We start from the raw sequence: 20,890 nt of genomic DNA, 5'->3' as shown, positions 1-20,890 counted from the left end.
AAAACCGTTCCGTTTTTAGGACGGTTTTTTTATGCTTTTACTTTTTTTAGATTTTCGGCTTCTTCCAAACCAAATTATAAATCCGCTTACAGGCAGAGCAGAAGCAATTAAACTAACTGTGAAAGCTATAATTTTTCCAGGAAGATCTAAAACTTGTCCGGTGTGAATTCCATAATTCATTTCGACAACCTGTAAGCCTAAAGATTTTTTATCGAAAGTCTGGCTCTGAATTAATTTTCCGCTTGACGGATGAAAATAATAATTGCTCTGCTGATCATATCGCAAAGTATGCGGATAAGCGCCTGTGCTTACAATATCGCCTTTTTGCTGTGGAATCATGACAAAAAACATTTCAGCTTTTGGCTGTAATTTCATTGTCTGCACAAAAGCATTATCAATGGCAGTAATTGAATTGGTTTTGAATGTCGTTGTGTCGATTACGGGCGTTTTTGTTTCAGCTGCTTTATCTCCTCCTAAATTGAAGGATTTGTAAATTCCTTCACCAACCCATTCGTATGTAAAAGTAAGTCCGGTTATGGCTAAAATTAATGCGATTAGAGAAATGTAAAAACCTGTAGTATTATGCCAGTCATAATTTACGCGACGCCATTTTGCAGACCATTTTATACTGAAACTTCTTTTAATATCGCTTTTACGTTTGGGCCACCATTGTATAATTCCTGAAATCAATAATAAAATAAAGATTATGGTTGCTCCGCCAATGATATGTTTTCCAATATAATCCGGAAGAAGCAGATAGAGATGAATGTATTCTACGATTATAAAGAAATCAGTATCTGGATTTTCACATTTAAGATATTTTCCAGTATACGGATTGAAATAGAGATACCGATTTCCAGTATCTGAAAATGTATAGACAATTGCCGATCTATTTTTACCATAATAGGCCACCATGCTGGCTTTATTTTCTGGAAAAGCTTCTTGAGCTTTTTTCTGTAATTGAGAGGGTAATAAGAAAGGTTTGTTTTGAGGTTCTACAAAACGCCATTCTTTTCGGGTAATGTCTTTTATCTCATCGTGAAAACAAAATATACATCCGGTAATACAGATTATAAAAACAATAAGCCCGGAGATTAATCCGAGCCATTTATGTAGAAAACGTATTTTTGTTTTGAAGCTCATTTTTGATTAAAAGCGTAAAAGTATACGCAAAATCAATAGAGCACAAATTATTTTAAGCTAATTTTTCTGAAACCGCCTTTTTAGGTTTTAAATGATAGACAACATATAATGAAGTTGCTGCAAGAAAAATCCAAAAAACATCAATAAAGAAAATCTGGATTTTGTGCTGCATAAAAGAATTCCAAAACCAATTTCCAGTTACGATTCCGTTAGTAATTGGAATGAAGAAACCTAATATACTTCCCGAAATCAAACAGAATTTATTCGTAAAGGCATCATTCTTTTTAATGATAAAAAAGATTGTGAGCAATAACCATCCGCCAAAATAAAGGATGTATAAATTAGATTGGCTTAGAGGATAGAAAAGTTTACTCCCTATAAAAGCTAAAGCGGTAATTGGATACATACTTAAACAGATGGCAAGATAAATTCTAACCACTGTGGCGTTAAAACGTCTTTTCTTTTCAGGTATGTTGTTTTTTTGTCGGGCAACGAGCCAGATCATTACTCCTGAAATGATGACAAAACAAGAAATAATTCCCAAAATGAAACTCACGATTCTTAAAGCATATCCGCCATAATCACCAAAGTGTATTCTATACAATACATTTTTTACAACGTCAAGATAACCATTTTGAGTAATGGGATCTTTTTTGGCAATTTCTTTTCCGTCAGAAACCCGATAGATTACTTTTCCAATGCCAGTAAATTTCTTCTGGCTCGGCAATTCACCTTCAATTAAAAGATGCATATTGATATCGCCATAATTTTGAATTATAACACGTGTAATTTCAAAATCAGTCCAATTGCTTTTTGCTTTTGCAACAAGCTCATTAATATTAAAAGGATTAGCTAATTTTTTGTTTTCAAATTTATAATCGGCGTCTGTGTATTCCAGTTCTTTATAAAGTTTGTCTTGATCTCCTTTATATAAAGCCATTACTGCGGGCGCTACAATTAAAAGTTTAATCATGAAAAAAGCTCCGGTTACGGCATAAACAAATTGAAACGGAAGTCCGATCATTCCTAAAGCTGTATGAGCATCTGTCCACAATGTTTTTAATTTTTCCTTTGGACGAAAAACATAAAAGTTAGAAACGATTTTTTTCCAGTGTAGTAATACTCCAGTAATGATGGCAAATAGAAAAAACAAAGCTGTAAATCCGGCGAGATAATATCCAGTTGGATAAGGAATTTGTGCCAGGAAATGCAAACGATATAATAATTCTCCTAACGAATAAGATTCTTCGTATGTATAAGGTTTGAAGGTTTTATTATCAAGGTAAAAGAAAGATCCTTCTTTTTGTTTGGCTGGTGCCAAAGTATCTTTGGTGCCTTCCATGTAAACCGCAACTCTATTTTGTATTGATGGTTTAGAAATGGTAATATTTCTTCCGTGTAAAATGTGTTTTTTATCAAGATTTTCTAAAGCGCTATTGTAATCTAACTTAATTTCTCTGCTTACAGCAGTAGATTCACTTCTTTCCCAATTGATGATTTCATCTCTAAAAAAAGAAAAGGACCCTGCAAAGAAAATTACAAAAAGCACTACGCTGATAACAATGCCGCTTACGGTATGCGTATGAAAATAGATATTGTAATGACGATTATTCATAGATTATGCCGCAGGATTATAAGTTTGACCAAGATAGATAAGTAAGGAAAAAAGCAAAGAAAGCAGAATGTAAATACCCCAGATTTTCCATCCGCTTTTGGCAAGAAAAGCGATAATCATCAACACCACCCATAAAATAAAACCGCTAAATGCCATTGTAATTAGAACATCTGCACGACTGAACCATGAAGCCAAAGCGAGATGAAAAGTTACAGAAACAAAGTATCCACCAAGGATAGCCGCCGTAATTTTAGAAAAACGAGGCCAAAAAGCAGGTGTTAAGTATTTTGGATTTGCAGGCATTGTTAGGTATGGTTTTAATTGTAATAAAATTCTAATAAAGCTGCGATAATCAAAATTGCTAAAAGAACTTTACTATTTACTTTTTTTAATGGAGTAAGAATGATAATTAAGCTTCCAATTGTCATAAGCTGAATAAAAAACATCAAAGTACCACAGCCAATTGATTGTGTAAAAAGCCACATCATATAAGCAGTTAAAAGCAGAATCAATCCTGTAATTTTTGTTTGTTTTGGATTTTTCTGCATCCATTTTTCAAAACCTAAATCATATGATAATGCGGCTCTTTTTGAAGTGTAATACAATGTGTAAAAAGCTAAAAAGACTATAAGACTTGCTATTGTTATCATAATTTTTAAAATTTAAAAAACACCTTTCCAATTAAAGAAAGGTGTTTTTGTTTAACTTTTTTTAGAATCTATAAGAGAAATTCGCCGCAACAGTTCTCATGTTTCTTGGATGAATAGTTGACCATCCATCATAGGTGTCAACATTGGCAATATTGTCTAATTTTAGTGTCAATGTGTATTTTTCTGTTCCGTAGAAAATAGAAGAATTTAAAACAGTGTAAGAAGGTAGTGCAAACTGACCTACAACATTTCTGTTCATAATTAGGTTTTTATCAGCATAGTTTCCTCCAAAACCTAAACCGAATCCTTGTAAATCTCCTTCTTGGAATTTATAACTTGCCCAAAGATTTGCCAGATTTCTTGGTCCAGAGCTTTCGGGTCTGTGACCTACAAATGAAGGGTCTCCAGCATTTAAGATAGCGTCAACATAGCTATAACCTGCAACAATGTTTAAACCATTAATTGGGTTTGCCACAAATTCTGCTTCAAAACCTTTGTTTCTTTGTGCTCCATCTTGATGAGCGATTTGAGTTGTTGCTCCATAAACGATGTAAACCTGATCTTTTACTTGAATATCGTAGTAGCTGAATGTAGCGTAAAGTTTATCTTTAAATAGATTTAATTTTGTTCCAACTTCAAATTGATTAGCGTGTTCTGGTTTAAAAGTTCTCGGACGAGTACTTCCATCTGCCAAAATTTCTGTAACAGGAGCAGAATTAGCAAATCCGTCCATGTAGTTCGCAAAAATCGAAACTTTATCAAGAATTGGTTGGTATACTAAACCAAATTTTGGTGAAAAAGCAGTTTGATTAAAATCATCAGATTTTGTAGTTACATTACCAGCAGTAATGAAACGGTCTACACGTAAACTAGCCATTGCAGACAAAGCAGGAGTGAAGTTAAATACGTCAGAAACGTAAGCGCTGTACACTTCTTGTTTTGTTTTGTTGTTGCTCATACCTGCAGAAGCGATAAGTGCATCAGTTCCTGCTTTAGTTAAATTTCCATTATCTCCATTTGTAATATACTTAGCAGGATCAGTAATTCCATAAAGATTTTCGTTTACAGTTTTTAAATCTAGATTACCAATATAGATATTTCCATTTGATACATAATTAGAACTATTATCGATCACACCTCTATTGAAGTAATCCAAACCGGCAACAATTCTGTTTCTCATGTTTCCAATTTTGAAATCTCCAATAAAGTTTTGTTGGATATCAGTTGTAAGTGTTGTTGAATTTTGATAGTTCATAAAACGTCCCAAAACAATTCCTTGATTTATTGCAGCTGGAGCGTATTGTGTACCTTCATAAATATAAGAGTAGTATCCTTCAGATGAAGATGAACCTCTTGAAACTACAGTTTGTGAAGTCCATTGATCATTGAATTTATACATCATTTGACCTTGTAAATTGTATGATGGAGTTTCGATTGCTAATTCATTACTAGTGTAAGAACGTTTGTTATCGTAACCTAATTCATCAATATTATGAACTCTTAACGGAGCGCCTCTGTCTAAAAACAACATTGTAGGATTCGTCTGTTTGTTATTCATAAATTCTGTATTAATGAAAAACGAAAGTTTGTCACTAACTTGGTAAGATAATGATGGAGCAAAAAAGAATGATTTTTTGAATCCAGCATCTTGAAAACTATTTTCTGTATGGTAAGCTGTGTTTACACGGAAGTTAATTCTGTGTTCCTCATCTACAGGCGTATTAATATCAGCAGTAACTCTGTTTAAGCCATTGCTTCCAGCTGTATAACTAACTTCTCCGCCAAAGTGATCGTAAGGTTTTTTAGTAGTCAAGTTAATTAAACCTCCATAAGAAATTAAGCTGCTTCCGAATAGAGTTCCTGAAGGTCCTTTGATTACTTCAATTTTGTCAATATTTGCAGGATCTAAACCTCCGTTTGATAATCCAGGTAATCCATTAATCATAGTGGGCTGAACAGCAAATCCTCTCAAAGAGAAATATCCTGCTCCATCACCTCCACGACCTGTAGAAGCCCAAAGTGGTGTTAATCCTGGCGCATTTTTAAGTGCATCATCAATGTTTGTAACTACTTGTTCTTTTAAAAGTTCGGCAGTAATAGTGGTATATACTTGTGGGTTTTCAAGATTTTTAAGTGGTAATCTTGATACTTGTTGAGTTTCTTTACGTGCTAATGGATTTCTTTTCCCATTTCCGTTTACTACAATTTCATCTAACTGTTCAGAATTAGCATTGATTTTGAAATCTTCTATAATAGCGTCTCCACTATTTAGAGAAACACTTTTTTCTTTAGAAGAATAACCAATCCCAGAAACTCGAATCACATAATTTCCTGGTTTAATGTTTTTGATTTCATAAAAACCATTCGCATCTGTTGTGGTTCCTATTTTTGTTCCTTTTAATACTACAGAAACATTATCTACAGCATCATTATTGGTTAAGCTGATCTGACCTTTGATAGATGCTCTTTCTTGTGCCCAAACTGCTGGTCCAGTAAAAAGAGCAAAACAAAAAGTTAAGAGCAAAATTGTATTTTTTAATCTCATTTTTATTTAGAATTAATTTTGATAGTGCAAATGTATGTTTTGAATTGCAACAAAACAAGTTGTTTTAATTTATTCTAAATAAAATATTTAAAAAAATGTAAAAATTACGTTTTTAACAAGAAAGACTCTATTTCTAGAAGGCTTAAAAGCAAAAAACCTGCTCAGAAACTGAACAGGTTTTTTATATATATTTTAGAAATTATCTTCTAATTACAATTCTAAAGCTCGTTTAGCATCGCCATTCATTAATAATTCTAATGGGTTTTCTAGAGCTTCTTTTACAGCAACCAAGAAACCAACTGACTCACGTCCGTCGATGATTCTGTGGTCGTAAGAAAGTGCTACATACATCATTGGGTGAATTTCAACTTTTCCATTCACAGCAATCGGACGCTCGATAATGTTGTGCATTCCTAAGATTCCTGATTGAGGAGGGTTGATGATTGGAGTAGATAACATACTGCCAAAAACTCCACCATTTGTAATTGTGAAAGTTCCTCCAGTCATATCGTCAACTGTAATTTGACCATCACGAGCTCTTAAAGCTAATCTTTTGATTTCAGCTTCAATTCCGCGGAAAGTTAAGTTTTCAGCATTACGAACAACAGGAACCATTAATCCTTTTGGTCCAGAAACTGCGATAGAGATATCACAGAAATCGTATCCTACTTTGTAATCTCCATCGATCATAGAGTTTACATCTGGATATAATTGAAGTGCTCTTGTAACTGCTTTTGTAAAGAATGACATGAAGCCTAAGCCAAGACCACCGTGTTTTGCTTTGAAAGCATCTTTATATTCATTACGGATATTGTTAATTGGCGTCATGTTTACTTCGTTGAAAGTAGTAAGCATAGCTGTTTCGTTTTTAGCCGAAACAAGTCTTTCTGCTACTTTACGACGTAACATCGATAATTTTGTACGTTCAGTTCCACGGTTTCCTCCAGTTGGAGTTCCCATTGAAGCTACAGCTGTTGCATTTACTGCATCATCTTTAGTAATTCTGCCACCTTTTCCAGTTCCTGTAACTGCTGCCGGAGCAATATTTTTTTCGTCTAATATTTTTCTTGCTGCTGGAGATGGAGTTCCTGCTGCATAACTTGTTGCTGCTGGAGCTTGAACAGGTTCTGCTTTTGGAGCTTCAGCTTTTACTTCAGCCTTTGGAGCCTCAGCTTTTGGTGCTTCTGCTGCTGGAGCTGCAGATCCGCTTCCTGCAGGTTTCGCTGCATCTGTATCAATTAAACAAACCACAGCACCTACTGCTACTGTATCACCTTCTTCAGCTTTTAATGTAATTACACCGCTCATTTCAGCAGGTAACTCAAGAGTAGCTTTATCTGAATCAACTTCAGCAATAGCCTGATCTTTTTCTACATAATCTCCGTCTTTTACTAACCAAGTTGCAATTTCAACTTCTTTTATTGACTCCCCTGGTGATGGGACTTTCATTTCTAAAATCATCTTTGTTTTTGTTTAAGGTTTTTAAGGTTTCAAGTTTCAGGTTTCAGGTTGTTAAACTTGAAACTTAAAACTTGAACTTGAAACATATTTTAATTATCTAAATAAATTTTTATCGAATACCATTCTAATTGCATCTGCGTGACGACGTTTAGCACGTGTGTAACTTCCTGATGCTGGAGCAGCGTATGCTTTTAATGAAGCTAATCTCCATTTTACAAGATCAAAGTTCATTAACATAAAGCTGTAAGCGCCCATGTTTTTAGGCTCTTCTTGTGCCCAAACATAATCATCTGCATTTGGATATTTTGCTATGATTTCTTTGATTTGCTCAACAGGGAAAGGGAATAATTGCTCAATACGAACAACTGCAACGTCATTTCTTCCGTTATTTTCTCTTTCGGCAACAATATCATAGTAGAATTTACCTGTACAGAAAACTAAAGTTTTTACTTTCTTTTTATCTACAGCATTGTCATCAATTGTTTCTTGGAAACTTCCGTTTGCTAATTCTTCAACGGTTGATACGCATCTTGGATCACGTAATAAACTTTTTGGAGAGAAAACAACTAAAGGTTTACGGAAATTTGTTTTCATCTGTCTTCTTAACAAGTGGAAGAAGTTTGCTGGAGTTGTACAATCTGCAACATACATATTTTGTCTTGCACAAAGTTGTAAGTAACGCTCCATTCTTGCAGAAGAGTGTTCTGCACCTTGTCCTTCATATCCGTGTGGCAATAACATTACAATACCATTTTGGTTGTTCCATTTGTCTTCACCACAAGAAATGTACTGGTCAATCATAATTTGAGCTCCGTTAGAGAAATCTCCAAATTGTGCTTCCCAGATTGTTAAGGCTTTTGGATTTGCTAATGCATATCCGTAATCAAAACCTAAAACTCCGTATTCCGATAAAAGTGAATTGAATACGCCAAATTTTCCTTTTTTGTTTTCGATTCCGTTTAATAAAATTACTTCTTCTTCAGAATCTTCAACTTTAACTACGGCATGACGGTGAGAGAAAGTTCCTCTTTCAACATCTTGACCTGAAATACGAACATCAAATCCTTCTGTTAAAAGTGAACCGTAAGCTAAAGCTTCTGCTGTTCCCCAGTCAACAGTATTATTGTCATATCCAGATTTTCTGTCCGTAACAATTTTAGTTATTTTACTGATGAATTTTTTGTCTTCTGGTAATGTTGAAATTGTATTGATGATAGAATCTAAACCTTCTTTAGGGAAAGTAGTATCTACTTTTTGAAGCATTTGTGTATCTGTTACCTGAACAAATCCGTCCCATTCGTTTTTCATGAATGGAGTAATGATTGTTAAATCTTTTTTACGGGAAGCTTCTAAGTTTTCTTCTAAAGCAGATTTATATTCTTTTTCTAAACCATTTACATAAGAAGCATCGATTACGCCTTCAGAAAGTAATTTGTCAGCATAAATGTCTCTTGGGTTTTTGTGTTTAGCAATGATTTTATATAAAACAGGCTGCGTAAAACGAGGTTCATCACCTTCGTTATGGCCGTATTTTCTATATCCTAATAAATCGATAAATACGTCACGTCCAAACTGCATTCTGTAGTCTAATGCAAAAGATACAGCGTGTACAACAGCTTCAGCATCATCAGCATTTACGTGTAATACCGGTGAAAGAGTTACTTTAGCAACGTCTGTACAATATGTAGAAGAACGAGCGTCTAAGTAGTTCGTTGTAAATCCAACTTGGTTGTTGATTACAATATGGATTGTTCCTCCAGTTTTGTAACCATCAAGCTGAGCCATCTGGATAATTTCGTATAAAATACCCTGACCTGCGATTGCAGCATCTCCGTGTACCGCAATTGGCAATACTTTAGAGAAATCGTCAGCGTAATATTTATCTTGTTTAGCTCTAGTAATACCTTCAATAACAGCTCCAACAGTTTCTAAGTGAGAAGGGTTTGGCGCTAAGTTAATATTGATGTTTTTACCAGATCTTGTTTTTTTGTCTGCAGTAAGACCTAAGTGGTATTTTACGTCACCATCAAAATATTCTTGATCGTAATCTTTACCGTCGAACTCACCAAAAATATCTTGAGTTGATTTTCCGAAGATGTTTGCCAAAACGTTCAAACGACCACGGTGAGCCATTCCCATTACGAATTGTTCAACACCTTTTTCAGCAGCCTGCTCGATTAAAGCATCAAGAGCTGGAATAATCGATTCTCCACCTTCTAATGAGAAACGTTTTTGCCCAACATATTTAGTGTGAAGGAAGTTCTCAAAAGATACGGCTTCGTTTAATTTATTTAAGATAGTTTTCTTTTCTTCTGTAGAGAAATTAGGCTGATTTGTATTTACAGCTAATTTATCCTGAATCCATTTTACAACGCCAGGATTTCTAATATACATATATTCAATACCAATATGCTGGCAGTAAATTGCTTTAAGACGATTTACGATAGCTTCTAATGAAGAAGGAGTCATTCCGATTGTCTGCGCAGCATCAAAAACAGTTGAAAGATCAGCTGAAGATAATCCGAAGTTTTCAATATCTAAAGTTGGCGACGATTGTCTGCGGTCACGAACTGGATTTGTTTTGGTAAACAAGTGTCCGCGTGTACGGTAACCATCGATTAATTTTAGAACGTTAAACTCTTTCTGTAATTTTTCTGAAACCTGACTGTAATCTGTGTTTGGGCTAGTCACATACTCAACTATCGTCTGCACTGGATTTTCGTCATTGTAAGTAGTCATTCCAAAGTCAAAACCTTGAAAAAAACTTCTCCAGCTAGGCTCAACGCTGTCTGGGTTTACTAGATATTGATCGTATAATTGTGCAAAAAACTCGGTATGCGCTGCATTTAAAAATGAAAACCTATCCATAATATTTTATTGAATATACTTTTTGTTAAATAGAATGGCAAAAGTACAACAATCGCCTCTATTTAAATCTTTTTTTTACGTACTTTTACGTAAAAATTTGTTAAAATAAACGTTAACTATGAATAAAATTCAATTTTCAATCGATTGCAAATCTTTTTTTGTGATTTTGACAGTGTTATTTTCAAGTTATACTATTGCACAGCAAACTTATGTTATTGATAACAAAAACGATTTTTGGGATAAAGTTCAATTTGGAGGAGGGCTTGGATTAGGAATTGGTTCGGGTTATACTGACATTTCTGTAATGCCAAGTGCAATTTATAATGTAAATGAAATTGTAGCAGTTGGAGTTGGAGTACAGTTTGGTTATTTGTCTTCAAAAAATTATTACGAGTCCTATGTTTATGGGGGAAGTTTAATTACTCTTGTAAACCCAATTCCCGAAGTTCAGTTATCTGCCGAGTTAGAGCAGGTAAGAGTCGATACGAGATATGAATCTAATGTTAACAGACCGGCTTTTTCAGATAGTTATTGGAATACGGCCTTATATCTAGGCGCTGGTTACCGAACTGGAAATGTTACTATTGGTGCTAGATACGACGTTTTATATGATCCTAATAAAAGTCTTTACGGTTCTGGATTTATGCCTTTTGTTAGGGTTTATTTTTAAAAGGTGCTAAGATGCAGAGGTACAAAGAAGTAAAGTTTCAATAGAGAGAAAACCTTTTTACTTGAATTTCTGCATCTCTAAACTAAAAACAAATAAAAAAGCGGTCCAATTGGACCGCTTTTATTTTGTTTTCAAGGTTTTATTTACAATACACAAAACATCGAATACATACTGCGAGGATCTGTGTGCTCTGGAGCTGCCACAACTGTACTAGTACCTCCTATAATTTTTTTAGCTTCTTCTGAATTAAGCTCAATAATGTTAGTTTTTTTTAACACTAATTTTTTTAAGTTATTTTTTTTCATAATCTTTGGGTTTTGAATGGTTTTTTAATTGGTTTTGAATGTGTTGTGAAAATCATATGGTGAAATTATCTCAAAAAAGCCTCAAAAAAAAGTCATAAATCCCCAGATTTATAAAAATAGTCTGTTTTAGAATCCAAGTAACTACCTGATTGTTAATGTTTTATTTTTAAAAATAAACAAATATGAATGTAATAAGTAAGATTTATACCTTGGTTGTATTATTTACGATCAATTTTACTTTTTCTCAAAATAAAATTGAAACTTATAAGGATTCTGTTAAAAGCTTATTGTACAATAATCCCACGAAAGCGAAATATTATTGTCATAAGGTTCTTAAATACGCTAAAGCCAATGATTTGGTCGTTGAAGAAGCGAAATCATATTGCTTTTTAGCTGATTTAAGCGGCGCTTTAACCCAAAAAGACAGTGCTTTTTACTATTTTGACAAAGCCATTCAGAAAGCAGATGCAATCGACAATCAAAAACTAGAAATGGTTTTTAAAATCAATAAAGCGAATTATTTATTCAATGAATTTGATTTCCAGGAAGCTCTTACATTGTACGAAGAGTGTGTCACTTTATCCAAAAAACTCAATGATACCGATGCTTACAACTATATCTCGATAAAAAAAGGAAGTATTGCTTACGAATTAGAACGTTATCAGGAAGCACTCAAAATTTACAAAGAAAATCTGTCTAAAAAAGGTTTTAATAATGTAAGCAAGCTGGACATAAAATTAGGCTTAGTTAAAACTTATATTAATTTAAATAAACAGGACTCAGCCTATGTTTTTATAAAAAGTGGTATTGAAGAATCCCGAAAAAACCATCTAAAAGAGCACGAAATCCATTTTTTGGAACAATTGGGTTTAATTTATATCGATAAAAAGGACTTTTCAAATGCAAAAATAACCTTCGAAAATGCCCTTAAAATTGCTGAAGAAATTGACAGTAATAATCTAATTACCGAAATTAATATCAGGATTTCTAAACTTTATTCGCTTCAGAAAGAATATGATAAAGCAATCGACCTTTTAAAATCGATTATTAAGAACGAAGCGCCGTCAAATATACCGGTCGAGAAGCTTTCTGAGATCTATTATTTACTGGCAGAGAACTATAAATCGATCGAAAACTATTCAGAATCAAATTATTACTACAGTCAGTTTATAGATAAATCCAAGAAAATAGGTGAAAAGCGAATTGAAGCCATAGATCACCTGCACAAAATTGACATTAATGAAAGTAAAGAAAGAGAAACAGAACAGAAGAACCAAAAATGGATATTGCTGGGTATAACGGGTTTTCTGATTCTTTTATTTATTGGGTTTTTCATTAAAAGAAGAAAAGAATCTATTCAAAACCAAGTTAAATTTGAGGAACTGCTGCTTAAAATCCAAAATTTTGAGAACCAGAAATCTTCCGAAGAAACGGCAGTTACAGCCCATAATGCGGAGACTGTAGACACTTTTATTGATAAAAAAGACGAAGAGTTTGAGACTGAACTTATATCTAATAGTATAGTAACAATCAATAGTCCTTCTGACGGATCAAGCACAGAAGAAGATCATATTGATGCCGATATCGAAAGCGAAAACATTGATATTGAAGAAACTGCCAATAGTAATTTCATTATAAAAGATGAAACCAGAACAGAGATTTTGGACAAACTAATTAAGCTGGAAGAGAAAAAATTGTTCTTAAGACAAGACTTTACGCTTCATAATGTTGCCAAACGATTAAAAACGAATACAGCTTATTTGTCTAAAATCGTGAATAGTGAGCTGGATAAAAACTTCAGTTCCTATGTAAATGAGCTTAGAATTAACTTTATTATTATCGAATTAAAGAATAATGTGAAGCTAAGATCGTATTCAATTAATGCAATTGCAGAAGAAATTGGGTATAAAAGTCCTGAATCTTTTACCAAATATTTTAAGATTGCAACCGGAATCAGCCCCTCAATTTATATAAAAAAGATAAATCAGATGAAGGAAAACGAAAACAAGTAGTTTTGTTGTAACTTGTTGGAAATAAATGTTTTAAACCTTAAAATAGACCCCCTTATTTTATAAATATGGGGGTTTTTCGTTTTTTTTTCAGGAAAAAAGCTTTTTACTTTGTCTCAGAAATTAATCGGAAAAACAAGATTAGTTTCGACTTTGGTTTTGAAGGGTGGCGAAAGCGAAAGTGAGTAGCCACTTCAAAAACAAAACCAGAGTAAAAAAATAAAACAGAGTGTGGAGACTCTGTTTTATAAGTTGATTTAACAAAAACGTAATTACTAACAAGTTGCCAGAAATTACTTCTACAAAAGTAAAAAAAAATGTGTTTAATAAAACTTTTTTTTACTATTTCTAAAAGTACACTTCTATAGGGCATTACTTGTTAGGCAAAAAGAAAATTTTATGACTAATAGTAATCAGTCTGGCCCAAAACGCCTCAGCAAAAATTCAATTTTTAAGATTGAAGACAATGATGCTGTAAAACAGCCTAAGTCGTTGTTTTACAAACTCAAAAAACGCATTTCAAAACTTTTCAAATAGGACTTTGTCTGGATTTTTTCCGGAACTAATTTCTGTGCTTTTTATTTAAGCATTGCCAAAACTTAGATCTAGTATCTATTTGAAATTGTTATGCATTTCATCCAGCTAAATCATTTTTTAGCCAACTCATCATGCTCTATTTTGAATCATTGATTCTCAATACATAATTATTTGCACAAGCTATTCAATAACTAAAAAATTAAACAAGATGAAAAAACAAAATCAAAACAAACTGATTTTCAGCAAATCTGCTGTAACAGAACTAAATGTTCTACAATTAAGAAATATAAACGGAGGAATATCTGGATATGATATTGATACGAATCCTAATTCTGGATGTATATGTGATCCAATTTTAACGAAAATAACTGTAATTAAACCTAATCAATTATAAAATATGAAAGACTTAAGCCTAAACAACAAACTGTATTTCAAGAAAGCAGATGTTACAGAACTAAACGACAATTTATTAGCCGCAATCAACGGAGGAACTTCAATTATTGGAGGCGACGAGACCTGTACAGGATGCTGCTGCTTAAAAGTGACATTCGATTTAATGTAAAATAATAACCTAAAAATCATTTAAATATGAAAAATCAAAACCCAAAGAACAAACTGGCTTTTAATAAAGCAGCGGTTACAGAATTAAACAGTAATCAATTAGAAACTGTAAATGGCGGAACAATAACGGTGACAACCACAAGTCTTATCATCGTAACTGTTATAACTCTTCAAGCTGAATAATATGAAAAATCAAAATCCAAAGAACAAACTGGCTTTTAATAAAGCAGCTGTTACAGAACTAAACAGTAATCAATTAGAAAATGTTAAAGGTGGAACGTCTACATCTACAACAGTAGGAACTACAAGTCTTGTCATCGTAACCATCCTAACTCTTCAATCTGAATAATATGAAAAAACAAATCCCAATGAACAAGCTTTCTTTTAATAAAGCGGCTGTTACAGAACTAAACAGTAATCAATTAGAAACTGTAAATGGTGGAACTTCAACAACAACTATAAGTACTACAAGCTTAGTTACAATATCTGTTGTGCTTACTGCCGAATAAATAACATCTTAAAATTTAAATCATTATGAAAAAACAAAACCTAAACAACAAGCTTGCTTTCAACAAAGTGGCTGTTACCGAACTGAATGACAAACAAATGCAGGATGTCGATGGAGGAACTACACTTCTTTGTACCATCATATTTATTACTGTCGTTGTTGTTGTCGAATAATCTCTATCCTTAAAAATTTAAAATAGTATGAAAAATCAAAACCCAAACAAACTGGCTTTCAATAAAGTGGCTGTTACAGAGCTTAATGACAAACAAATGCATGATGTAGACGGTGGCACAACCTCTCTTTGTATCGTAGTTTTCACAACAATATTTCTGGCAGCAGAATAATTATTAACCCCTTTAAATTATAAATAAGATGAAAAATCAGAACCCAAACAAATTAGCTTTCAACAAAGCAGCAGTAGCAGAATTAAACGATAAACAAATGCATGATGTAGACGGCGGAACAAGCCCTTTATGCATCGGAGTGATCATCGGTCTTACTATCACAATCTACGCAGACTAATCCATTAACCCTTTAAATTATAAATAAGATGAAAAATCAAAACCCAAACAAATTAGCTTTCAACAAAGCGGCAGTAGCAGAATTAAACGACAAACAGATGCACGACGTAGACGGCGGAACAAGCCCGTTATGCATCGGAGTGATTATCGGTCTTACTATCACAATCTACGCAGACTAATCCATTAACCCTTTAAATTATAAAAAAGATGAAAAATCAGAACCCAAACAAATTAGCTTTCAACAAAGCAGCAGTAGCAGAATTAAACGACAAACAAATGCACGATGTAGACGGTGGAACAAGCCCTTTATGTATCGGAGTGATCATCGGTCTTACCATCACAATCTACGCAGACTAATCCATTAACCTTTTAAATTATAAATAAGATGAAAAATCAAAACCCAAACAAATTAGCTTTCAACAAAGCAGCAGTAGCAGAATTAAACGATAAACAAATGCATGATGTAGACGGTGGAACAAGCCCGTTATGTATCGGAGTAATCATCGGTCTTACCATCACAATCGCTTCAGATAATTAATTAACTAACCCTTTAAATTATAAATAAGATGAAAAATCAGAACCCAAACAAACTAGCTTTCAACAAAGCAGCAGTAGCAGAATTAAACGACAAACAGATGCATGATGTTGATGGTGGAACAAGCCCATTATGTATTGGAGTGATCATTGGTCTTACCATCACAATCTACGCAGACTAATCCATTAACCTTATAAATTATAAATAAGATGAAAAATCAGAACCCAAACAAATTAGCTTTCAATAAAGCGGCAGTAATAGAATTAAACGACAAACAAATGCACGACGTAGACGGCGGAACAAGCCCTTTATGCATCGGAGTAATCATTGGTTTAACAATCACAATCGCATCAGATAATTAATTAACTAACCCTTTAAATTATAAATAAGATGAAAAATCAAAACCCAAACAAATTAGCTTTCAACAAGGCGGCAGTAGCAGAATTAAACGATAAACAAATGCACGACGTAGACGGTGGAACAAGCCCTTTATGTATCGGAGTAATCATCGGTCTTACCATCACAATCGCTTCAGATAATTAATTAACTAACCCTTTAAATTATAAATAAGATGAAAAATCAGAACCCAAACAAATTAGCTTTCAACAAAGCAGCAGTAGCAGAATTAAACGATAAACAAATGCATGACGTAGACGGCGGAACAAGCCCGTTATGCATCGGAGTGATTATCGGTCTTACCATCACAATCTACGCAGACTAATTAATTAACTAATCCTTAAATTATAAATAAGATGAAAAATCAGAACCCAAACAAATTAGCTTTCAATAAAGCAGCAGTAGCAGAATTAAATGATAAACAAATGCACGACGTAGACGGCGGAACAAGCCCGTTATGTATCGGAGTGATCATCGGTCTTACTATCACAATCTACGCAGACTAATCCATTAACCCTTTAAATTATAAATAAGATGAAAAATCAGAACCCAAACAAATTAGCTTTCAACAAAGCAGCAGTAGCAGAATTAAACGATAAACAGATGCATGATGTAGACGGCGGAACAAGCCCGTTATGTATCGGAGTGATCATCGGTCTTACAGTTACAATTGCAGCAAAATAATCCATTAACCTTTAAATTATAAATAAGATGAAAAATCAGAACCCAAACAAATTAGCTTTCAATAAAGCAGCAGTAGCGGAATTAAACGACAAACAAATGCATGATGTTGACGGTGGAACAAGCCCATTATGTATTGGAGTTATCATCGGTCTTACTATCACTATCGCTTCAGATAACTAGTCCCCGGTTTTTCTCAAAAAACAAAAACGTAGACAACAAGCATGTCTCTATATAAAGAGTTTACAATGTTGAATAATTTTCAAATGAATGACGAAGATGGTGGATGCTCTTCTCATAAAAAAGCACATTTGAATTAACTTTTGTAACATGCATATTCTAAAAAAGCATTATCAATTTGATTTGATAATGCTTTTTTTATGCTCTAAAATCGTAAAAACCAGATCTCTGGAAGTTTTGCGCCTAATTATCTAAAATCAAAAATAAGTCATTGATTATCAGTGTTTTATTTGCTTAAATTGAATACGATTTTTTATAAAAATGGGGGTTTTTCATTTTTTTCTTCCTTAAATAATAGGTTCATTTGCCATAGAAAATTAATACAGATAATTATGAACGATAAAGAAATTTTTCCAGAAGAGATTTTAAACAACACTGTTGAAAGTCATATTATTAAACACAATAAAAAAACATCCCGTTTATTTGTGATTACATTTTTAGCTTTATTAATAGCTTTTATTTCGCTTCCTTTTATATATATAGATGTTTACACAACTAGTAGAGGAACTATCATTCCACAGGAAAAGAAACTAACACTTTATTCTCCTATAAGCGGTAAAATATCTTTTTTTAATGTTGAAGAAAATAAGAAAATCAAAAAGGGCGACACCTTACTTATAATAGATCACAACATATTAAAAGAAAGAGAAAATTTAAACACGATTCAGAGTTCAGAAAATGCTCTCTACTTAAGCGATCTAAAGAATCTTATAAATCATAATTACAGTCAGGTTCAGTCAGATCAATATAAAAGAGAACTTTTAAAACACCAGCAGGAATTATACAATCTTGATATAGTGGTTAAAAATACTCAAGCCGATTTTGACCGAAAAGAACAGCTGTATCGAAAAGAAGTTATTTCAAAATCAGAATTCGAAAAGGCAGAACTGGAACTCAACAAAATCAAGAACGACCGAATCAATCTGATCAAACAAACAGAATTGTCCTGGCAGAAAGAATACACACAGCTGAGCCAGTCGAATAAAAACATTTATTCAAATCAGAAACAGCTTAAAGAAGAGGAAAACAATTACATCATAATTGCCCCAATTGATGGCGAACTGGTCAATATGCAAGGTTTTCATAAAGGAAGCGGAGTCGCCGCTGGAAATCCGATAGTAGAAATTTCTCCAGATAAAAACATAATCGTTGAAACGTATGTAAATCCATCAGAAATAGGATATTTAAAAGAAGGCGGAGATGCCATTTATCAAATAGACGCTTTCAATTCCAATCAATGGGGATTTGCAAAAGGAAGAATCTTCGAAATAAGCAAAGATGTTTTAATCGTAAACAATGCTCCTTATTATAAAATAAAAAGCAATCTGCACAATGACAGTTTAACACTAAAAAACGGAGCCAAAGGAAATCTCAAAAAAGGAATGAGTTTAACCAGCCGTTTTTTCCTGACTAAGCGAACTGCATTTCAGTTAATATTTGACAAAGTAGAAGATTGGTTTAATCCTTACAATAGCAAAAATGAGTAAAATAGAAATAAAACAACATGATTTTTCAGATTGTGGCGCTGCTTGTTTAGCTTCAATTTCGGAACATTATAATTTAAGCCTGCCAATTTCAAGAATCCGCCAGTATGCCAATACTACTCAAAAAGGAACAACATTACTTGGATTACGAGAAGCAGCAGTTAAATTAGGTTTCCTGGCTAAAGGAGTAAAAGTAGATTTTGAAGGATTAAAAGACCTGCCAATTCCGGCTCTTTTACATGTTGTAATAAAACATGAAGGACACGAATTTCCTCATTATGTTGTTGCTTACAAAATAACTAGTAAATACATCCAGATCATGGATCCTTCAAACGGGAAACTGGAAAAAAAGCCACTAGCCGAATTTGAAGAAATGTTTACAGGTTATGCCTTAATATTAGTTCCGGATGATGATATTTTCAAGGAAAAAAACGAGAAAATATCAAATTTTAAAAGAATACTATTTTTATTAAAGCCTCATAAATACATTTTATTACAAGCCATAATTGGAGCCGTTTTATACACTTTATTAGGTTTTTCGGTATCGATTTACGTAGGTAAGATTACAGATTTTGTACTCGTAAGCGGTAACAAAAGCTTACTAAACCTTATGAGTGTTATTGTTATTGGATGTTTGCTGCTGCAGATTGTATACAGCGTTTTAAAAGATGTTTTCATCCTAAAAACAAGCCAGCAGATCGATTCACGATTAATTCTGGGCTATTACAAACATCTTTTCACCATGCCTCAAAAGTTTTTTGACACGATGAGAATTGGTGAAATCATGTCTAGAATAGGCGATGCAGTAAAAATTCGTGCCTTGATAAACGAAACTGCTTTAAGTATTTCAGTAAACGTGCTTATTGTCTTTTTTTCCTTTATTTTTATGTTTTCATTCTATTGGAAACTGGCACTGATTATTTCGCTTATTATTCCGTTTTATGTTATTATTTATTTGATAACAAATAAATTGAACAAAACAGCAGAACGTTCTATAATGGAAAAAAATGCCATGCTCGAATCACAGCTGGTAGAATCCATAAAAAACATTGGAACTGTAAAAAGACTGTCTTTAGAAGATTTCTCTAAAACCAGAACAGAATTAAAATTTGTCGATCTGTTGAAAAGCATTTACAAATCAGGAATGAACGGAATCTTTTCAAGAACCGCTACTGATTTTATTTCCAGATTGTTTACCATCATTCTTTTATGGGTAGGAACCTATTATGCTATTGATGGAGATATTACGCCGGGTGAACTGTTTTCATTTTACTCTATTATAGGATACTTTACAGGACCGGCATCACAGTTAATTGGAACAAATCAGGCGATTCAGAATGCCATGATTGCTTCAGACCGTTTATTTGGAATCATGGATTTGGACAGAGAAGAAATGGAATCAAAAGTAAATCTAACCAGAAACAACTTTGATGATATTAAATTCAAAAACATTGATTTCTCATACGAATTAGGACGTTACATTTTTAAAGATTTAAATATTACCATCAAAAAAGGAGCTTTCACCGCCTTTGTTGGAGAAAGTGGAAGCGGAAAAAGTACCATTGCCTCATTAATTCAAAACATTTACAGTCCAAAAGAAGGTAAAATATTAATTGGAGAATACGACTTAAATTACATTTCAAAAGACAGCATAAACGCTCTTATTACAACTGTGCCTCAAAACGTTGAGCTTTTTGACGGAACAATTGCCTTCAACATTTCTATTGGAGAATCAAATCCCGATATGGAAAAGATAATTGAAGTCAGTAAAAAAGTTGGCGCTTATGATTTTATCGAATCTCTGCCAAACGGATTCAATACCTATTTAGGAGAATTTGGAGCCAATTTATCGGGAGGAGAAAAACAGCGAATTGCCTTTGCCAGAGCGCTATATAAAGATCCTGAAGTATTGATTTTAGATGAAGCAACATCAGCACTGGATTCTGAATCAGAAATGGTGATCAAAAAACTAATTGACGAACTGCATGCACAAGGAAAAACGATCATTGTAATTGCACACAAACTACAGTCAATTAAAAATGCTGACGTTATTTATGCCTTCAAAAAAGGAGAAATCGTCGAATCTGGCTCACACCAAGAGCTTATGAATAAAGAAGAATACTATTATAGAATGTGGAATAATATAATTGTTTAATAAGGA

Annotated in this window: 30 protein-coding genes; 22 read left to right on the top strand and 8 right to left on the bottom strand. The window is 33.3% G+C overall.

Annotated features, from left to right (window positions below; genetic code table 11):
* Positions 1-15: 15 nt before the first annotated feature.
* From P2W75_RS04080 to P2W75_RS04050, 7 genes are all read right to left on the bottom strand, one after another.
* On the bottom strand, positions 16-1,143 hold the full coding sequence (locus P2W75_RS04080) for a PepSY domain-containing protein (RefSeq protein ID WP_276379009.1): 1,128 nt from the start codon (positions 1,141-1,143) through the stop codon (positions 16-18).
* 52 nt (positions 1,144-1,195) lie between these two features.
* Positions 1,196-2,758: a PepSY domain-containing protein gene (locus tag P2W75_RS04075; protein WP_276379008.1), complete on the bottom strand. Its 1,563-nt coding sequence runs from the start codon at positions 2,756-2,758 to the stop codon at positions 1,196-1,198.
* Between the two features lie 3 nt (positions 2,759-2,761).
* On the bottom strand, positions 2,762-3,061 hold the full coding sequence (locus P2W75_RS04070) for a hypothetical protein (protein WP_207298236.1): 300 nt from the start codon (positions 3,059-3,061) through the stop codon (positions 2,762-2,764).
* Positions 3,062-3,075: 14 nt separating this feature from the next.
* Positions 3,076-3,408, bottom strand: coding sequence for a hypothetical protein (locus tag P2W75_RS04065; protein WP_276379006.1), 333 nt, complete (start codon positions 3,406-3,408; stop codon positions 3,076-3,078).
* A 61-nt stretch (positions 3,409-3,469) separates the two neighbouring features.
* Positions 3,470-5,953 carry a TonB-dependent receptor gene (locus P2W75_RS04060; RefSeq protein ID WP_207298234.1) on the bottom strand — a complete coding sequence of 828 codons (2,484 nt, stop codon included), beginning with the start codon at positions 5,951-5,953 and terminating at the stop codon, positions 3,470-3,472.
* A 210-nt stretch (positions 5,954-6,163) separates the two neighbouring features.
* A complete protein-coding gene (odhB, locus tag P2W75_RS04055; protein ID WP_276379005.1) occupies positions 6,164-7,414 on the bottom strand; it encodes a 2-oxoglutarate dehydrogenase complex dihydrolipoyllysine-residue succinyltransferase in 1,251 nt (416 codons plus the stop codon).
* 93 nt (positions 7,415-7,507) lie between these two features.
* Entirely contained in the window at positions 7,508-10,282 is a 2,775-nt protein-coding gene (locus tag P2W75_RS04050) for a 2-oxoglutarate dehydrogenase E1 component (RefSeq protein ID WP_207298232.1), read from the bottom strand.
* Positions 10,283-10,400: 118 nt separating this feature from the next.
* Between P2W75_RS04050 and P2W75_RS04045 the strand changes: the two genes are divergently transcribed.
* Positions 10,401-10,952, top strand: a complete 552-nt coding sequence (locus P2W75_RS04045; protein ID WP_207298231.1) for a hypothetical protein — start codon at positions 10,401-10,403, stop codon at positions 10,950-10,952.
* A gap of 143 nt (positions 10,953-11,095) precedes the next feature.
* On the opposite strand, the gene P2W75_RS04040 is transcribed toward P2W75_RS04045, so the two are convergent.
* The gene (locus P2W75_RS04040; RefSeq protein WP_207298230.1) at positions 11,096-11,257 is read right to left on the bottom strand and encodes a hypothetical protein; all 162 of its coding nucleotides are present in this window, start codon (positions 11,255-11,257) and stop codon (positions 11,096-11,098) included.
* 182 nt (positions 11,258-11,439) lie between these two features.
* Between P2W75_RS04040 and P2W75_RS04035 the strand changes: the two genes are divergently transcribed.
* The 21 genes from P2W75_RS04035 (at position 11,440) to P2W75_RS03935 (ending at position 20,884) form a co-directional block, all read left to right on the top strand.
* Positions 11,440-13,269, top strand: a complete 1,830-nt coding sequence (locus P2W75_RS04035) for a helix-turn-helix domain-containing protein (protein WP_276379004.1) — start codon at positions 11,440-11,442, stop codon at positions 13,267-13,269.
* Between the two features lie 742 nt (positions 13,270-14,011).
* Entirely contained in the window at positions 14,012-14,197 is a 186-nt protein-coding gene (locus P2W75_RS04030; RefSeq protein WP_276379003.1) for a class I lanthipeptide, read from the top strand.
* 3 nt (positions 14,198-14,200) lie between these two features.
* On the top strand, positions 14,201-14,365 hold the full coding sequence (locus P2W75_RS04025) for a class I lanthipeptide (RefSeq protein ID WP_276379002.1): 165 nt from the start codon (positions 14,201-14,203) through the stop codon (positions 14,363-14,365).
* Positions 14,366-14,391: 26 nt separating this feature from the next.
* Positions 14,392-14,547: a class I lanthipeptide gene (locus P2W75_RS04020; protein ID WP_207298226.1), complete on the top strand. Its 156-nt coding sequence runs from the start codon at positions 14,392-14,394 to the stop codon at positions 14,545-14,547.
* A gap of 1 nt (position 14,548) precedes the next feature.
* Complete coding sequence (locus tag P2W75_RS04015) at positions 14,549-14,713, top strand: class I lanthipeptide (RefSeq protein WP_276379001.1); 165 nt, start codon at positions 14,549-14,551, stop codon at positions 14,711-14,713.
* Position 14,714: 1 nt separating this feature from the next.
* Positions 14,715-14,873 (top strand): class I lanthipeptide, encoded by a 159-nt coding sequence (locus P2W75_RS04010; protein WP_207298224.1) that lies wholly within the window; start codon positions 14,715-14,717, stop codon positions 14,871-14,873.
* Between the two features lie 25 nt (positions 14,874-14,898).
* Positions 14,899-15,045, top strand: a complete 147-nt coding sequence (locus P2W75_RS04005; RefSeq protein WP_207298223.1) for a class I lanthipeptide — start codon at positions 14,899-14,901, stop codon at positions 15,043-15,045.
* Between the two features lie 27 nt (positions 15,046-15,072).
* A complete protein-coding gene (locus P2W75_RS04000; RefSeq protein ID WP_207298222.1) occupies positions 15,073-15,216 on the top strand; it encodes a class I lanthipeptide in 144 nt (47 codons plus the stop codon).
* Between the two features lie 28 nt (positions 15,217-15,244).
* Positions 15,245-15,394 (top strand): class IIb bacteriocin, lactobin A/cerein 7B family, encoded by a 150-nt coding sequence (locus tag P2W75_RS03995; RefSeq protein WP_207298220.1) that lies wholly within the window; start codon positions 15,245-15,247, stop codon positions 15,392-15,394.
* A 28-nt stretch (positions 15,395-15,422) separates the two neighbouring features.
* Positions 15,423-15,572: a class IIb bacteriocin, lactobin A/cerein 7B family gene (locus tag P2W75_RS03990; RefSeq protein ID WP_207298220.1), complete on the top strand. Its 150-nt coding sequence runs from the start codon at positions 15,423-15,425 to the stop codon at positions 15,570-15,572.
* A gap of 28 nt (positions 15,573-15,600) precedes the next feature.
* Entirely contained in the window at positions 15,601-15,750 is a 150-nt protein-coding gene (locus P2W75_RS03985) for a class IIb bacteriocin, lactobin A/cerein 7B family (protein ID WP_207298220.1), read from the top strand.
* A 28-nt stretch (positions 15,751-15,778) separates the two neighbouring features.
* Positions 15,779-15,931 carry a class I lanthipeptide gene (locus P2W75_RS03980; protein WP_207298218.1) on the top strand — a complete coding sequence of 51 codons (153 nt, stop codon included), beginning with the start codon at positions 15,779-15,781 and terminating at the stop codon, positions 15,929-15,931.
* Positions 15,932-15,959: 28 nt separating this feature from the next.
* The gene (locus tag P2W75_RS03975) at positions 15,960-16,109 is read left to right on the top strand and encodes a class IIb bacteriocin, lactobin A/cerein 7B family (RefSeq protein WP_207298220.1); all 150 of its coding nucleotides are present in this window, start codon (positions 15,960-15,962) and stop codon (positions 16,107-16,109) included.
* A gap of 28 nt (positions 16,110-16,137) precedes the next feature.
* Entirely contained in the window at positions 16,138-16,290 is a 153-nt protein-coding gene (locus tag P2W75_RS03970; protein ID WP_276379000.1) for a class I lanthipeptide, read from the top strand.
* Positions 16,291-16,318: 28 nt separating this feature from the next.
* The gene (locus tag P2W75_RS03965) at positions 16,319-16,471 is read left to right on the top strand and encodes a class I lanthipeptide (protein ID WP_207298218.1); all 153 of its coding nucleotides are present in this window, start codon (positions 16,319-16,321) and stop codon (positions 16,469-16,471) included.
* Positions 16,472-16,499: 28 nt separating this feature from the next.
* Entirely contained in the window at positions 16,500-16,649 is a 150-nt protein-coding gene (locus P2W75_RS03960; protein WP_207298220.1) for a class IIb bacteriocin, lactobin A/cerein 7B family, read from the top strand.
* A 31-nt stretch (positions 16,650-16,680) separates the two neighbouring features.
* The gene (locus P2W75_RS03955) at positions 16,681-16,830 is read left to right on the top strand and encodes a class IIb bacteriocin, lactobin A/cerein 7B family (protein WP_207298220.1); all 150 of its coding nucleotides are present in this window, start codon (positions 16,681-16,683) and stop codon (positions 16,828-16,830) included.
* Between the two features lie 28 nt (positions 16,831-16,858).
* The gene (locus tag P2W75_RS03950; RefSeq protein WP_276378999.1) at positions 16,859-17,008 is read left to right on the top strand and encodes a class IIb bacteriocin, lactobin A/cerein 7B family; all 150 of its coding nucleotides are present in this window, start codon (positions 16,859-16,861) and stop codon (positions 17,006-17,008) included.
* Between the two features lie 27 nt (positions 17,009-17,035).
* Complete coding sequence (locus tag P2W75_RS03945) at positions 17,036-17,188, top strand: class I lanthipeptide (RefSeq protein WP_207298218.1); 153 nt, start codon at positions 17,036-17,038, stop codon at positions 17,186-17,188.
* A gap of 389 nt (positions 17,189-17,577) precedes the next feature.
* Positions 17,578-18,732 carry an HlyD family secretion protein gene (locus tag P2W75_RS03940; protein WP_207298217.1) on the top strand — a complete coding sequence of 385 codons (1,155 nt, stop codon included), beginning with the start codon at positions 17,578-17,580 and terminating at the stop codon, positions 18,730-18,732.
* Complete coding sequence (locus P2W75_RS03935) at positions 18,725-20,884, top strand: peptidase domain-containing ABC transporter (RefSeq protein WP_276378998.1); 2,160 nt, start codon at positions 18,725-18,727, stop codon at positions 20,882-20,884. The genes P2W75_RS03940 and P2W75_RS03935 overlap by 8 nt, the downstream gene beginning before the upstream one ends.
* Positions 20,885-20,890 lie beyond the last annotated feature (6 nt).

Origin of the sequence: Flavobacterium sp. H4147 (genome assembly GCF_029360735.1) — a bacterium.
Taxonomy (GTDB): Bacteria; Bacteroidota; Bacteroidia; order Flavobacteriales; family Flavobacteriaceae; genus Flavobacterium; species Flavobacterium endoglycinae.
The sequence above is the reverse complement of the archived record's forward strand: the minus strand, read 5'-3'. Positions and strand labels throughout refer to the sequence as shown.